Here is a 14,346-nt window from a genome sequence, read left to right as displayed (position 1 = left end):
CACGAAGTCGTTATGCCCGCATAACTGGCGCGCGGCAACCACATTTCACACGCCAACGTCTCTTGCACCACTCACGCCTGCCCTCGCGGACTCGTCCCGCGAGGGCGTTTTTCGTCTGATTGAAGGGAAGAACATTGACGATCACCGTCGATCTCCACCCCCTGCCATGCGGACTTTGCAGCAGTCCCACCACCGAGACACAGCTCACCGCCGCCGGGCAACAGGCTTGCGCCTCGTGTGTCGAAGCCATGCCGCCGTGCGACTATTGCGACCTGCCAACCGCTGCCGCGTTGCCATCGGACGACCACGGCGATCTGTGTGCCGTGTGCACCAACTCCCTCGACCTCTATCCCTGCGATGAGTGCCCGACGCTCATCGACCATGGCGACATGTGCAGCGTTCACTCCGCCTTGCGGCCGCCCGAGTTCACCTGTGACCACTGCCGCACTCTCCGCACCGACGAGACCGCGTCGCTCGCAACCGACGAGCGCGAGCTGTGTTTCCGCTGCGTGGACTACTACCAGTTGTGCAATGAATGCAATCTGTTCGATGAATACAGCACAGCTACCGACGACAACAACGCCACGGAGCGTTACTGCCGTTCCTGTGCCCTCAACCGGGACTATTACGAATGCCTGTCCTGCGACACACTCATCAACCAGGGTTCACACTGCAACTATCACACTGACGCCGCCGGGCGCGACGCAATTCACGACTACTGCTACAAACCGGACCCGTTCTTTCACGGCATCGGCCCACGCTACCTCGGCTTGGAACTGGAGATCAACGTCCCTCGCGGCGCGCTCTCAGACTGCGTCGACCGCGCGACCGACACACTGGGCGGCCTCGGCTACCTCAAGGCGGACGGATCCATCCCCTACGGCTTCGAACTCGTGACACACCCGATGTCCTACCGGTGGGCCCTTGAGTCCTTTCCCTGGGGGCTTCTCCACGACCTGGGCACCAAAGGCTGCACCGGAGACGGCATCGGCATGCACGTCCACATCAGCCGCGCGGCCTTCGCGGGCCCTTGCCACGTGTATCGATGGATGAAGTTCATCTACCGCAACGACTCTGATGTCCAGGCACTCGCCAGGCGCCGCTCCGGCTACGCCGAGTTCGACACCGACGAGCGCTTCAAAGTCAAAGAAACTTGCAAGGGAGAGCGTTGGTCACGCCGAGATCTCGCGATCAACGCGCAGCCGAAAGACACACTCGAACTGCGCATCTTCGCCTCCAGTCTCGATCCGGGGCAGGTCCAGGCCGCGCTCGCGTTCGCGGACGCCTCCGTCAGCTACACGCGCGATCTGACCATCGCCGACCTCACGTATCGCGAGGCCTGGAACTGGGACAGTTTCACGCAATGGCTACTCACACAACAGAAGTACTCTCCGCTGACCCACGAACTGGGGAGCCTCGCGTGTGCATGCTGACGTACCTTCCCGGAGGGATTCAGCCCGACATCGACGCTCTCCGCAACGGAGCGACTGTCAACGACCATGGCCACGGCTACGCGATCGTCGCTGACACGCACATCATTTCCGGCCGCGGCATGCGTGCGTCGACTGTCATCGACGAGTTCGCCAGCCTCCGGCGCCTCCATCGTGAAGGCCCAGCACTGTTCCATAGCCGATTCGCCACTCACGGCTCAATCTCCGAGTCCAACACTCACCCGTTCCCCGTAGGGGCGGATCCACAGACGGTTCTGGCCCACAACGGAGTTCTTCCCACCACAGCGCAACCCGGCAAGGGCGACAGCCGCTCGGACACGCGCATCGCTGCGGACGACATCTTCCCCAGCAAGCGGTTCTCCTCATTCGACCGGCCCGGCACTCGCAAACTCATCGAACACTGGCTCGGCCCGTCCAACAAGGTCGTCATTCTCACCACCAATACCCGCTATCGCAGGAACAGCTACATATTCAACGAGCACACTGGACTATGGAGCGACGGCAGCTGGTATTCCAACCACGACTTCACGTACCACCGCTCCTACCGATCGTCAGAGTATGCCGCTTGGTGGGGCCTTGATGAAGGCTGCGCATACTGCGGTGTCGCCGACGCCCTCGATCCCGAGGACGGCGTCTGCCTCGCCTGCAACTTCTGTCCTGTCTGCGGGGCCGACGCGAACGACTGCGGCCGTGGCTGCTACCGCCTGCTTTTGGCGGTTCGATGCGGTGAATGCGGCTCAGATATTCGCCTGTGCCCCTGTCCGCTCCCTGACGGGTACGTCACCATCTGACCACGCCGGTAACTGATCTCTACGCTTTCCGAGGCTGTTTCACTGGCCTGGAAAGCGGGGAAGATAGTCATGCCACCGTCCTATGGCGACAGTGCCAATCTGCCCCCGAGGCCTGCCGCGCTAGCTCACCGCCCCCTTCACGCCGGCCTCGTGGTCCCCTGGACCACACCTCAGTCCGCCAGCGGCCGCTATCTTTTCGGCACCGTCAGCGCGGACCTGACCCTGCGGGCGATCCGGTACCGGCTGTGCGGAGTCTGCGGCCGTGCTCTCACACGGCCTCTCGTTCTCCTTCTTCGCGAGTCCGACCTGCCCCTGCGCGCGAGCACTGAACCCGCACTGCACCCTGTGTGTGCGGCCTACACATCCTCCGCGTGCCCCATGGTCGCAGGACGTCTCGACCACTACAGGTCCAGTCCGCGCGCCTTGGATCCTCACATGGTCGCCGGAGCTGACTCCGCCACCAGGCTCGGTTCCGCCGCCGAGAAATGGTTCGCAGTCTGGCTCAGTCGCTACGACGTGACCACGCTCTACGGCAACCCCGCTGCCTCCTACCTGCTCACGACACCACGGCGAATACGTCCTATCTGAACATGGAAACGACAGCCGCCCGGCAGGAGAGCCAGCGCACTCCGGTGTCGGTCGCGCGAACCGCTGACATACCGCTGCGGTGACGGCGAGACCCGTTCACCGCCTTACCTTGTCCTGGAAGGACCGTTCCATGCCCCGTACAGTCAGGTTGGCCTCGACGAGCGATGTGTTCGCAGCGATCCCGCCCTTACTCGGATACGTACCGCACAGGTCATTTGTGCTTATCTTTTTCTGCAACGGTCCGGATCGAACCATCCGCAGTCGACTGGTCGCTAGGGTTGACCTCGATCAACTCGGCCGCGATCCCGCCGCGCTCGCGCATGCACTCACTCGCCGCGCGATGGATCTTCCGGTACATGCCGCCATCGGCCTCGTCGTCTGCCCGAACTCTCCGGCCCCAGACTCGCCCCTGCCCTATCGAACGGAGATACTCGCGCTCACGCGCGCGATCGAGCAGCTCGGCTTCCGCGTCAGCGAAGTCGGTCATATCCCCGATTTCATCGAAGGCGCCCCGTGGCACTCCTACCTGTCCAGTGAGCGAACAGGCGTGCTGCCTGATCCCTGCACCACCGCCGTCGCCGCCACAATGGTCTCCGAAGGGTTCGTGACAGCGCGCTCTCGCGATGAACTCGCCGCTGTGTTCACCCCTGCCCCACCTGAAGACAGGGCGCGGCTGGAGCCGCAAGTCCAATCCGCGGTTGCGCAGGCCCGGGCCGATCGAGCACTGCCGGATGCCGCAAGTGATCGACTCGACCGCGCAGACTCCGCGATCACAGCGGCCGTGAACGGCGACCTGCCGGTACAAGATCGTGAGATCTCCGACCTGATCGCCACCTTCAGCGTCGAGCCCTTCCGCAGCGCCAATGTTCAGCGCCAGTTCGACCGGTCATCTGCGTGGATGCATCGCGCTCACGACCTACCTCTGGCGATTCGCTCCCGAACCATGCGCGAGCCACCTCGCCGCGGTGGCCGGCCTCCACGCCTATGTTCTCGACGGCGGCCCCACCGCCAGATTCGCCGCCGACGCTGGCACCGCGCGTCTGCCACTGCTCACACTCCTCCGGCACATCGTCGAAGTCCAGCCGCCGCCGCACCAGCTGAAATCAGTGATCGGTGATGGTGCCGTCGAGGCACGCTCCCACCTCACAGCGCCCAAGACGACACCTCCAGCGCAGCAGTGACCTCCCGCCCTATAGCCAGAAAGGTGTGCAATGACCTTCGAAGATGGCCAGATCGCGCGGGCGTACCTGCTGCGTGTCGCCGAACCTCCGGCCCCGGCCTTGGTCGAGTTCGTCACAGAGTACGGCGTGGTCGAGGCTGCCGAACGAGTCAAGCGCGCGGAATGTCCGCTGGCTGTGCTCGAGGAGACCAACGGACGCCGGGACTACGACGACGCCGAGCGCGACCTGGAGCGGGCCGCGGCCACCGAGGCCAGGCTCGTCACACCTGAGGACGACGAATGGCCGACTAGTTCCCTGCGGTCCGTCGTGACCGCCTCCGGCCGTGACAACGCCCGTTTGACTCCGCCGCTGGCGCTATGGGTACGCGGCCCCGCGAGGCTCGACGAGGCCGTGGACCAGGCGATCGCGATCGTCGGTGCCCGCGCGGCAACCAGCTATGGCGAGCACAACGCAGCCGAGGTGGGCTACCACCTGGCGAGCCGGGGGATCCCGGTGTTCTCGGGGGCGGCGTACGGCATCGACGGCGCGGCCCACCGGGGCGCGCTGAGTGCGGACGGTACGACGATCGCCGTGCTCGCCTGCGGAGTCGACGTCGTGTACCCGATGGCGCACGAGACCCTGTTGCGCTCCATNGGCGGCCCACGACCCGCCCCGGAGGCCGGTGGGCCAGCCGTACCGGCTGGCCCACCGGTCTCGCCTCGTGTCATCCCCTTCTCACCGCCCCGGAGGGCCCGCATGGACGACGCCAGCCTGATCCAAGCCGCCCTGCGCACTGCCATCGAATCGCCGACCGGCCTCGAGGACCGAGCCAGCGACGCTTTCGTTCGCACGATCGCCGCTCGCTTCTACTCCGGCGGCGACGACGAGTCCTACGGCTTCGTGGCCACCGGTTCGATCCCGGACAATCCACGACGGCTGTGGCGCCAGCTCGAACCCGATCCCGACTTCACTCTCCCCTCGGACCGCCGGGCGCTCGGCTACCTCGCCGTGTACCTGCTGCGTCACGCTGGACGCGGCCCCGTCGACGGCTGGAATGAACTGTGGCTCCGCCCCGGCGAATATCCGGTCGAAGCGCTGCCGCCCCCCAGACGATGGGCTCGCTATGAAGCACACCGTGCCTGACCGGCAAGACCGAACTACGCGTTCAACTCGGCGCGTACCGGCCGGAAGATCACCCTCAAGCGTGCTCCGGGTGCTTTACGCTCGGTTGATGAGCACACGCTACGGGATCACGTTCTCGGGCCTGACCCTCGCCGCCGGCGCCGGAGTGTTCTGCGGCGTGGTCCCCCTGGGCTACGCCGCCATGCTCGCGGCCGTCTTCACCAATCCGGCCCTGCTGGCAGCCCTGCCCGGCGCGCTCGTCCTCGGCGCGCTCGCCGGAATCCTGGTCGCCTACGGCACCCGCAACACGATCCGCCCGAGAATGACCCACCGCTACCGGCGCTTCGTCATCGCCGGGCTGATCACGATGCCCGGATTTTTCTTCATCGGCCGCATCGAGGAGCTCACCAGCGGCCCCGAGCCAAGCCGGTGGGCGATCGGGTTCATCCTCGGCTGCGGGCTCGCCGCAATCGCCGTCCACTACCGCTGGCGCAAGCGGCGCACGCTCGAACAGGCCGCCCGCCGCGCCGCCCAGAGCCGCGCGCGACAGCACACCACAGTCGCCTGACCGACAGTCAGGGGTGGTGGCGCACCTGGAAGTGCTGACCACCACCCCTGACACCGTGGCCCCGCCACCGGCGGCATCCACACATCCATCGCTAGTCCGACATCTCCTGGTCGGCGGTATGCCCGTCAGGGCCGACTCCCTTGCCACCCAGATCGGGCACTGACCGATCCAGTAGTTCGCTGGCCGGACCAGCAGCGTTCACCGGCGTCCCACCGTCTACGCCGGACGCACCCACTCGTCCGGAACTCCTCTCCGGGGCCGTGCTCGTCAGAGCCGTCGCCTCCGCTTCGTCGTCGGCGCTATCGCGCAGAAGAGCTGTAACGGCTTTGACTGGCAGGCCCAGCAGCGTCGCTGTCGCGTTGAGCGTCACCTCGGCCGCGCGGATCTGCCGCACCGAGGCGCTCATTACCCGACGCCATTCGGCGATCTCCATCTCCGCGTCCGCGCGGACTTCGTCGCACCGTCGATGGTGTTCGCCGGTCTTGACTTCTTTCTGCCGGTCCAGCTCAGCGAGCCTGCGGTCCAGCTGCTCCTCCAGCGCGGAGATCCGGCCGTCCCGCTTGCGTTCGATGCTCTCCACCGCGGCCGCCGCTTCCGCGAACGGCCCCAGTGCCTCGTCGATACGGCGCTCGTTGGCCCGGTCGCGTTCCAGTTGTTCCACGCGTCGCCGGCGTGCCGACTCCAGACGCTCCAGCGCCGCCGTGGATCGCCGCCGCCGTGGCCTCGCCGTGTTCTCGGCCATGCCGAACCTCCCCGCTGGGGAGGGCTGCGGTCATGAGTCCGAGGTTACCGTCACGACCATCGGCGCGACGACGACGCGGAGCGGGCACAGTCGTGGCGAGTTCTGCGCGGACGCTCCTCGTCACGTCGGGCGCGGGACCACCGCGACAGCCCCGGAGGGCTCCCACCGCATGCGGTGGTCCGCCAAGGCCGCGGCAGACCCGCTGACGCTCCGCCAAAAGGCACAGTCAGCCTACGGAGCGCTCAGGCCAGGATAGCCGTCGCTGCTCCAGCGGGATGAGCCGACCAGCTTTCTGGTCCGGCCAGCATCCGGCCGCGCGGTCGGCATCTGACGGTGGCTCGGTTCACTTCGGATGTCCCGTCCGCGGGTGGTGGGTGGCCCCGGCATTGTGCCGGTCGCTGCCCCAAATACAAGGGCACCCCAAGATGTTTTTTGACCGAAAAGCGTGGTCAAAAAACATCTTGAGGCCCCACCCTTGTATTCGGGTCCCCTTGCTCCCTTGGACAGGCATTAAGGGGCAGGCCGGAGGCCTGCCCCCAGGTGCGCCGGGGCCACCCACCACCCACTCAGCACCCGGTCACCTCTACCGAAACACGGCAAATCCACCAGCAGAAACACGGACACAAACCCGACCCAAACGGGGCCAATATTCGAGCCACAACCTACTGATAGTCACCGAAAAACGTTCCAATAATTCACCGAAAAAGAGTACCCGAGAAACCCGCGTTAGCCTTGTGACCTGCGAAAACACCGACTAGCATCGATCATGTAAGGCAATCGGGACGCCAAGCCCGAGCGCCACAAAAAACACAGTTAAGGATCACTCATCATGGTTTCGACCATTCATGAAACACACCGCGCGAGCGTGGAAAAAATCGTCACCGCGTTGCAGTCCCAACCTCCGCGCGTCCGTTCCGCGCTGACCGAGCTACAACGCATCTTCGTCAGCAGCTCCGAGCAACCGCCCGCCATCCTCACCGCGTGCGCCGCAGCACTCAAGACAAACGCCCAGATCAGCGCCGACATTCTGGCCGGAGTGCGCACCGCACACGCCGAGTGGGACAGCTACGGCGAGCTAGAGCGGAAGCTCTACAGCGCGTGCGTCTACTCGACAGATTCCCGGAACGCGATCACGGCGACGGAGCCGAATGACATTACCGTCATGCTGCGCGCGACTCCGCCACGCGTCAAAGACGCCGCAACCGCGTTGCGCTGGCTCAACGCCGTAACCCAAGGCGCACACCGTGAGGCGTACATGGCGTGCTCCGCCCTGCTGTCGAACCCGAGCGCGGACCACCCCGCAGTAGTCGAGGCCATCCAAACCGGCTACCGGGTGTGGCCGAAGCTTGACGAGCAGAACCGGACGCTGTTCATGGCGTGCGTGTACGCCAGCAAGGCACGCGCGGAGATCGCGCGCGCCCGCGCCGCCAAGCGACACGCACGGATCGAAGCCCAGACGCCCGACGAGGCGCACCGGTGCGGCAACTGTGACGGCCAATTGCCCGAAGACATGAACTACTGTTCCGAGAACTGCCGACGCGACGCCGAAGCAGCCGAGCGCCCAGCGCCCGAGCAGCACACCACCTCAGCCCCAGCACCGCCGGAAGCCAAGGCGACCAAACGGAAGCGGCAGGCCGCCGAACAACGCGCACAGGCAAAGACCGTTGTCGGCGAATTGGAACAGCAGTACGACGAGCACTACCGCGCCGTTGTGCGCGCGATCCCGAGCGCCGGAGTGGTCCGCAAGAACGAAGGCACCGCCGACCGGTACGAGGAAGAACGGCAGCGGGCACGCGACCTTGACGACAGCCGGGACGGAGTCGACGACCTCACCGGCCACCGCGTGACCGATCACGATTACGACCGCATGGCGTTGCGTCCCATCCGGCCGAACGCCCAGTGTTCAGCGTGCAATCTCGAACGCCCCACCCGCGAGACGCACACCCTCGACAGCAACGACGACCGATGCCAGGAATGCCAGGACCGGGACCGCGTTCCGCTCGACGTCATTCGGTGTGAAGTCGCGATCGCCGCCCAGCGCCCGAACCCCGGCAACGCGATCATTGACACCCTGTACGGACTCGACGCGGTGGACGTCCTGCGCAGCCTCCAGGCCCGCCCGCGCACCGCGCCAGCACTCGCCGCAGCCTGACCCCCGAACGGCCTGGCATCCGCACGGGTGCCAGGCCCCACCCGGCAGGAGCCGAACCCGTGCGTTCACTTACCGAAGTACTTGCCGACATAGACCAGCAGCTCACCGACGCCGAGCACATCCCGACCAAAGAGCCCGCAGCAGTCGCCACCTATCTCCGCGAACTACTCACCCGACATGGCCAGTGGTCCACCGTCCAGGGACAGGTGTCCGAAGTGGTCACCGCCGACACCATCCGACGCGAAGCCGCCCACCTCACCCAGCAGTAGACCACCAGCAACGACGCTAAGCGGCCCCCGTCAGCCACAGGCTGACGGGGGCCGCTTATTTGTGTTGGTCACCAGGGTTTGCCTCGGCGCCACCGGCCTACGCTTCACTCCGGCAGGCGGCGCCGAGGCAAACCCGCCGCGCGGCCAGCGCGCGACGTGGCCCCGCTCACCGACCACGCCCACTCACCTACCAGCCCGCTCACCTACCGCACGCCACCTCCGCACTACACCACCACTCCGCCCCGCCACCGCCGACCACACCCCCACCGCCACCACCTCACCACCCAGCAGGCCCCCTACCGCACACAGCACGTCTTGCAGATCATCTGAACCGGGTGGGCATCCTCGGATTTCGCGCGTACGCTCGAAGGTGGTGATGGGCTTACGCAAGCTGAGCCCTGGTGGTCATGAGTACCTCACGAACTCGGTCGCGTGCGCCGATCGCGACCGGGAGCTCGAGTCCGGCGAGCTGTTGAGTGATTACTACCTCTCCCGTGGTTACCCGGCAGGCGAATGGTTCGGCGCCGGAGCAGACCGATTAGGACTGTCCGGCGAAGTCACTGCTGCGCAGATGAACGCGCTGTTCGGCGAGGGCCGGCATCCGCACGCCGATGCCATCGAGAACGAGAAGATCGCCGATGGGGCCACAGCGGAAGAGGCGCTGCGGGCGACCCGGCTGGGCCGCCGGTTCCCGCAGTACTCCGAGCTTGACCACATGCGAAGCCAGGTCTCGCAGGCCTACAAGGACTACAACCACGAGAACGGTCGTCCCGTTGGGGCACCGATTCCCGCGGCGAAGCGCGTCGAGCTACGTCACGCCGTTCAGACTGCCGCGTATACGAAGGCGCACGATGGCGCCGACCCCGAGGATGAGAAGGAGCTTCAGAAGTGGCTCGCTGAACAGAAGCGCAGCTTGAAGAGCGCGGTGTCCGGATACGAGATGGTGTTCGCGCCAGACAAATCGGTGTCCCTCGCCTGGGCCAACGCCAAGCCCATCGAGCGCGATCTGATCGTCGCCATCGTGCGTCAGGCGGCCCGCGACACGCTGTCCTATGTGGAGCGCCACGCGGCGTTCACGCGCCGGGGCAACCTGGGCGAGGCGCAGGTGGACGTCAACGGCATCACCGCCGCGCTGTTCGAGCATTGGGATTCCCGCGCTTCGGACCCGCACCTGCACATCCATGCGCTGATCTCCTCAAAGGTACAGCGCAGCGACGACGGCGAGTGGACAGCGCTGGATGGTCGCACCATCCTGGCGGCCACCGTCACCGCGAGCGAGTACTTCGACAGCCGCGTGCGCGACCTGTTCCGCGAACAGGGCGCGTCCTGGACGCAGCGCGGCGCGCACGGCGTCGACATGACCCGGCCAGTGTGGCAGCTCGCCGGAATCCCTGTGTCGCTGGTGAAGGCGTTCTCTCAGCGACACAAGCAATTCGAAGCGGCGCGCGCGAAGCGGATCGTGGAGTTCACCAAAGCCCACGGCCGCGAACCGAAACCGAAAGAGATCTTCGCGATCGACCGGGCCGCGCAGTACGACAATCGCCCCGGGAAGCAGCCTCCCCGGACACTGGCGGAGCACCTGCGCGTCTGGCGCGAACACGCGATCACCATCGTTCCGCCGAGCATCCTGGACGTCCTCGGGCGACGAGTGTTCCTGACCGGCACCAAGGAATCGTCGCCGGTCGACGTCGCGAGGCTAGCCCGGGTCACCCGCCAGGTCGTCTCCGACCACTACAGCCACTTCTCGTGGTGGAACCTCGCTGCCGAGGCGCACCGGCAGTCCGCGCATCTCACGGTGCCGACCGCGACGCGTGAACAGCTCGTCGACGACGTGGTCGCCGCGGTGCTGGCAGAGCCGGACACTCTCGCGCTGACCGGACCTGTCGCGGTCTCGGAACCGATGTCGTTGCGCCGCCGGGACGGCGAATCGGTCTTCGTCGAGCATCGGTCACCGCGCTACACCACCACCGCCACGCTCGCCGCCGAGGCAGACCTGGTCGCCTGGGCCCGTCGCCGCGGCGGTCACCGTCTGCGCTCCGACACCGTCGACAAGGCGATGGCGGGGCAGAAGCTCAACGCCGGACAACGGCGGATGGTGACCGAGTTCGCCCGCTCTGGTCGCCGTCTGCAGCTGGCGCTGGCTCCGGCCGGCGCCGGGAAGACCACCGCTATGAAGGTGCTCGCCACGGCGTGGCGTCGGACAGGCCACCGCGTGTACGCCTTCGGCCCGTCCGCGCGCGCAGCTCAAGAACTTGGTGCCTCGATCGGCGCCCGGCCACACACGCTGCACCAGCTGACCACGGCGCAACGGTTCGGGTTCGTCGAGCGCGCGTTCCCGATCGCCGCCGGGGATCTGGTCATCATCGATGAGGCGGCCATGGCGGGCACGCACACGCTGCACGCGGTCGTCAAGTACGCGCTACGACGCGGCGCCGATGTCCGGTTGATCGGTGACGACGCACAGCTCGCCGCCGTGGAAGCCGGTGGCGCGATCCGGCTGATCGCGCACGACGTCGGTGCCGTGCGATTCCGGGAGATCGTGCGTTTCCAAGGCGAGGACCGTCTTGACCAAGCGGCCGCGTCGCTCCAAATCCGCAACGCCAACCCGAAGGGACTCAACTACTACTTCGAGACCAACCGGGTTTTCGACGGTTCGCTGGAGACCATGCGCGACGCCGCGCACGCCAACTGGCGGGCTGACCTCGACCGTGGCGTGCAGTCGCTGCTGATCGTCCCGACCAACGAGGACACCGTCGCGCTGAACACCGAAGCGCGTGACGTCCGGCTTCGGCGCGGCGCCATCGTCCGCGGTCGCGAGGTCGACCTGCACGACACCACGACCGCCGGTGTCGGCGACTGGGTCGTCACTCGGCACAACCAACGCCTGCTGAGCCTGTACGGCGGCCAGGACTTCGTGAAGAACGGCGACGTGTGGACCGTGAAATCCGTGCACCGCGACGGGCGCATCACGGTCACCCATCGATCTCACAAGGGGACGATCACCCTCCCCTCCAACTACGTGAAAGCCCACGTCGAATTGGCGTACGCGGCGACAGTGAACCGTGTACAGGGCATGACCAGTACCGGAAACGCGCACCTGCTGGTCCCTCCGACGATGACCCGAGAGCAGTTCTATCCCGGCATCACCCGCGCGATGTTGCAGAACTTCATGTACGTGATCACGGTCCATCACGTGATCGATCAGCATCAAGAGACCCCGCAGGTGCAAACGCCGGAATCCGTGCTGACCGGCGTCCTGAACCACTCCGGGGCCGAGGTCTCGGCCACCGAGACACTGCGCGAGGCGCAGGACGTCGAGGTCTCGCTGGGCACGCTCGTGCTCCGCTACAACTACACCGCCACCTATCGCGACGACGACCGCTATCGCGCCGTGCTCGCCCGGCATGCGCCGACGACCGTCGATCTGGACAGCGAAGCCGCCCTGATCCAGACACTGCGCAACGCGCACGATCTCGGCTGGCAACCAGACCCGCTGGTGCGGGAGTCGTTACGTGGTGGTCCACTGCACAAGGTCGATGACCCGGGCGCGGTACTTCAGAAGCGCATCGCCACACGGGTCGAACAACAGTCGCCGCCGCACCCGCTGGCGCCGGCCGCGAGCGAGGACATCGCGCGATGGCGCGTCATCATCGACGCGATCGCTCCTCACGTCGCTGTCGAAGAGCCTCAGTGGACGCGGGTCTGGCAACGCGCCACCGGCGCGCTGGCGGCCGGATTCGACATCGACGCGGCAGTAACGCTGGTCGCACACCACCTCGCTGGCCGCCCGTCCGGGCCGGATCCCATGCCCGATCACCTGTATGCGGACGCGGTCCTGACCAGCGAACTGGAGCGCCGCGCAGAGCTCGGCGAAGCCCATCGGCCCGCTGTGCCGTGGCTAGCGCGACCGGACTTCGCGCACGTCCGCCACGTCCCCGGGCATGCCCAGTATCTCGCCGAGACGAACACCGCAATCGCGGGCCGCGTCGACGAACTCCGTGCCGCCGCCATCCGCACACCACCGCCGTGGACAGCACAACTCGGACCACGTCCCGACAACCCGATCACCGCGGAAGAATGGGACGAACTGGTAGGCCTCGCCGCGGGCTACCGCGAAACCTTCCGAATCACCAGTGCCGACCCCATCGAGCCGCTTGGCCCCGCGCCCGACAGCCACGGTGCCCGCGCTCATGCGTGGCACGCGTTGACCTCCCGATGGGATGCCCTGGCCCAGGGAACGACCACCACCGCTCCTGGCCAAGGCGCTCGGGTTGCGGACGAATCCGTCGAGGTTGAGGAAGCAGTCACCGAGTTCGAGCCCGTCGAGAACAGCTACGTGATCGAGACGCTGGACGTCCTGGTGCGTAAGTACGACATGCACGCTCGCGACGGCGACGAGGACCGCTACCTGGACATCCTCGCCCGCTACGTCCCGGGCGCGATCAACGCCGGCGCAGAACCTGCCGCACTCGCCGCCCTATCTCGAGCTCAGGATCTCGGCTGGCAAGCCGAGCGTCTCGTCCGCGCCGTCACCGACAACACCGGTTTCGGCTGGGCGGATGACCCAGCGGCCGTGCTCGCGAAGCGCGTCTCCGCTCATGTCGCCGCCCACGACCCACCTGCCCTGATCGGCGTCCCGGGCGACGAACAGGTCCGGCTGTGGCGGACCATCGTCGCCGAGCGGCTTCCGGACGCCGACGTCGACGACGAGCGATGGGGCATCGTGTGGCGGCACGCGGCCGGCGGCGGACTCCGCGGCCTGGTTGCCGATACGGCGCTGGCAGAAGCCACAGAACAGGTCGCTGCGACCGCCCCGCTCACCCGCAGCGTCGAGCCACGGGACATAGGGGAAGCGCTGGTCGCCGTCCTAGCGAAGCGGTTCGACGCGGGCGATGGCCACCATCTCCCGTTGCCCTGGCAGGCCGTCGCCGACCACGGCCACACCAGCGAACCCGCCAGCCGGATCGAACGCCTCGACGCACTCAACGCCGAGATCACCGAGCGAGTCCACCAACTCCGTGAACAGGTGCTTCGGCAGCGTCCCTCGTGGGCTGAGCACATCGGGCAGCGGCCCGGCGACGTAGCCGCGGCCGAGCGCTGGGATGCGGCCATCGGTCTCGCCGCCGCCTACCGCGAGAACTTCCATGTCACGAGCAACGACCCGCACATGCCCCTGGGCTCTCAACCCGGTCGTCCGGGCACCAGAGCCCAGGCCTGGAAAACCGTCACTGACACATGGAGGAGCATCATGGCCATACCGCACGATCCCGAAGACCAGCAGTCCGACGCGTTGCTCAGCGTCGAGGCCGCGCGAGACACCCTCGACGGCGTCGAGGCAGCCGCGCTCAGCGACGCATCGGCAGCCGACCGGGGCAGGCTCGACGACGAGCGCGATCAGCACTACGACGAGGACATGGACGCGGCTCACACCGAGGCCGCGGACCTACGACACGGCATGGGCTTCTGACAGCCGCTGTACCCTCACCCTCGCGGGCCCGGTGCG

At 66.7% G+C, this 14,346-nt stretch carries 9 protein-coding genes; 8 read left to right on the top strand and 1 reads right to left on the bottom strand.

Annotation, left to right across the window (positions count from 1 at the left end; all coding sequences use genetic code 11):
- Window positions 1-134 precede the first annotated feature (134 nt).
- The 5 genes from ACXIZN_RS41395 (at window position 135) to ACXIZN_RS41375 (ending at window position 5,680) form a co-directional block, all read left to right on the top strand.
- Complete coding sequence (locus ACXIZN_RS41395) at window positions 135-1,433, top strand: hypothetical protein (RefSeq protein WP_457960179.1); 1,299 nt, start codon at window positions 135-137, stop codon at window positions 1,431-1,433.
- Entirely contained in the window at window positions 1,427-2,242 is an 816-nt protein-coding gene (locus tag ACXIZN_RS41390) for a hypothetical protein (protein WP_457960178.1), read from the top strand. The genes ACXIZN_RS41395 and ACXIZN_RS41390 overlap by 7 nt, the downstream gene beginning before the upstream one ends.
- A 718-nt stretch (window positions 2,243-2,960) precedes the next feature.
- Complete coding sequence (locus ACXIZN_RS41385) at window positions 2,961-3,947, top strand: DUF4192 domain-containing protein (RefSeq protein WP_457960177.1); 987 nt, start codon at window positions 2,961-2,963, stop codon at window positions 3,945-3,947.
- 94 nt (window positions 3,948-4,041) lie between these two features.
- Window positions 4,042-5,133 (top strand): DNA-processing protein DprA, encoded by a 1,092-nt coding sequence (locus ACXIZN_RS41380; protein WP_457960176.1) that lies wholly within the window; start codon window positions 4,042-4,044, stop codon window positions 5,131-5,133.
- 88 nt (window positions 5,134-5,221) lie between these two features.
- A complete protein-coding gene (locus ACXIZN_RS41375; protein ID WP_457960175.1) occupies window positions 5,222-5,680 on the top strand; it encodes a hypothetical protein in 459 nt (152 codons plus the stop codon).
- A 91-nt stretch (window positions 5,681-5,771) separates the two neighbouring features.
- Here the strand turns inward: ACXIZN_RS41375 and ACXIZN_RS41370 are convergent, their stop codons facing one another.
- A complete protein-coding gene (locus tag ACXIZN_RS41370; protein WP_457960174.1) occupies window positions 5,772-6,422 on the bottom strand; it encodes a hypothetical protein in 651 nt (216 codons plus the stop codon).
- Between the two features lie 829 nt (window positions 6,423-7,251).
- On the opposite strand from ACXIZN_RS41370, the gene ACXIZN_RS41365 reads away from it, so the two are divergent.
- From ACXIZN_RS41365 to mobF, 3 genes are read left to right on the top strand one after another with little or no spacing between them, the layout of a single operon-like run.
- The gene (locus ACXIZN_RS41365; RefSeq protein ID WP_457960173.1) at window positions 7,252-8,574 is read left to right on the top strand and encodes a hypothetical protein; all 1,323 of its coding nucleotides are present in this window, start codon (window positions 7,252-7,254) and stop codon (window positions 8,572-8,574) included.
- A 59-nt stretch (window positions 8,575-8,633) separates the two neighbouring features.
- Entirely contained in the window at window positions 8,634-8,843 is a 210-nt protein-coding gene (locus ACXIZN_RS41360; protein WP_457960172.1) for a hypothetical protein, read from the top strand.
- Window positions 8,752-14,310 (top strand): MobF family relaxase, encoded by a 5,559-nt coding sequence (gene mobF, locus ACXIZN_RS41355; RefSeq protein ID WP_457960171.1) that lies wholly within the window; start codon window positions 8,752-8,754, stop codon window positions 14,308-14,310. Before ACXIZN_RS41360 ends, mobF begins: the two co-directional genes overlap by 92 nt.
- Window positions 14,311-14,346: the final 36 nt, after the last annotated feature.

This window comes from Amycolatopsis sp. TRM77291 (assembly GCF_054166285.1).
This window is presented reverse-complemented; position numbering and strand designations above follow the sequence as displayed.

Excerpts from the sequence above, each read along its gene's own strand:
- ACXIZN_RS41390 (WP_457960178.1), top strand. The coding sequence starts at position 1,427 with ATGCTGACGTACCTTCCCGGAGGGATTCAGCCCGACATCGACGCTCTC.
- ACXIZN_RS41385 (WP_457960177.1), top strand. The coding sequence starts at position 2,961 with ATGCCCCGTACAGTCAGGTTGGCCTCGACGAGCGATGTGTTCGCAGCG.
- ACXIZN_RS41375 (WP_457960175.1), top strand. The coding sequence starts at position 5,222 with ATGAGCACACGCTACGGGATCACGTTCTCGGGCCTGACCCTCGCCGCC.
- ACXIZN_RS41370 (WP_457960174.1), bottom strand. The coding sequence starts at position 6,422 with ATGGCCGAGAACACGGCGAGGCCACGGCGGCGGCGATCCACGGCGGCG.
- ACXIZN_RS41365 (WP_457960173.1), top strand. The coding sequence starts at position 7,252 with ATGGTTTCGACCATTCATGAAACACACCGCGCGAGCGTGGAAAAAATC.
- mobF (WP_457960171.1), top strand. The coding sequence starts at position 8,752 with ATGGCCAGTGGTCCACCGTCCAGGGACAGGTGTCCGAAGTGGTCACCG.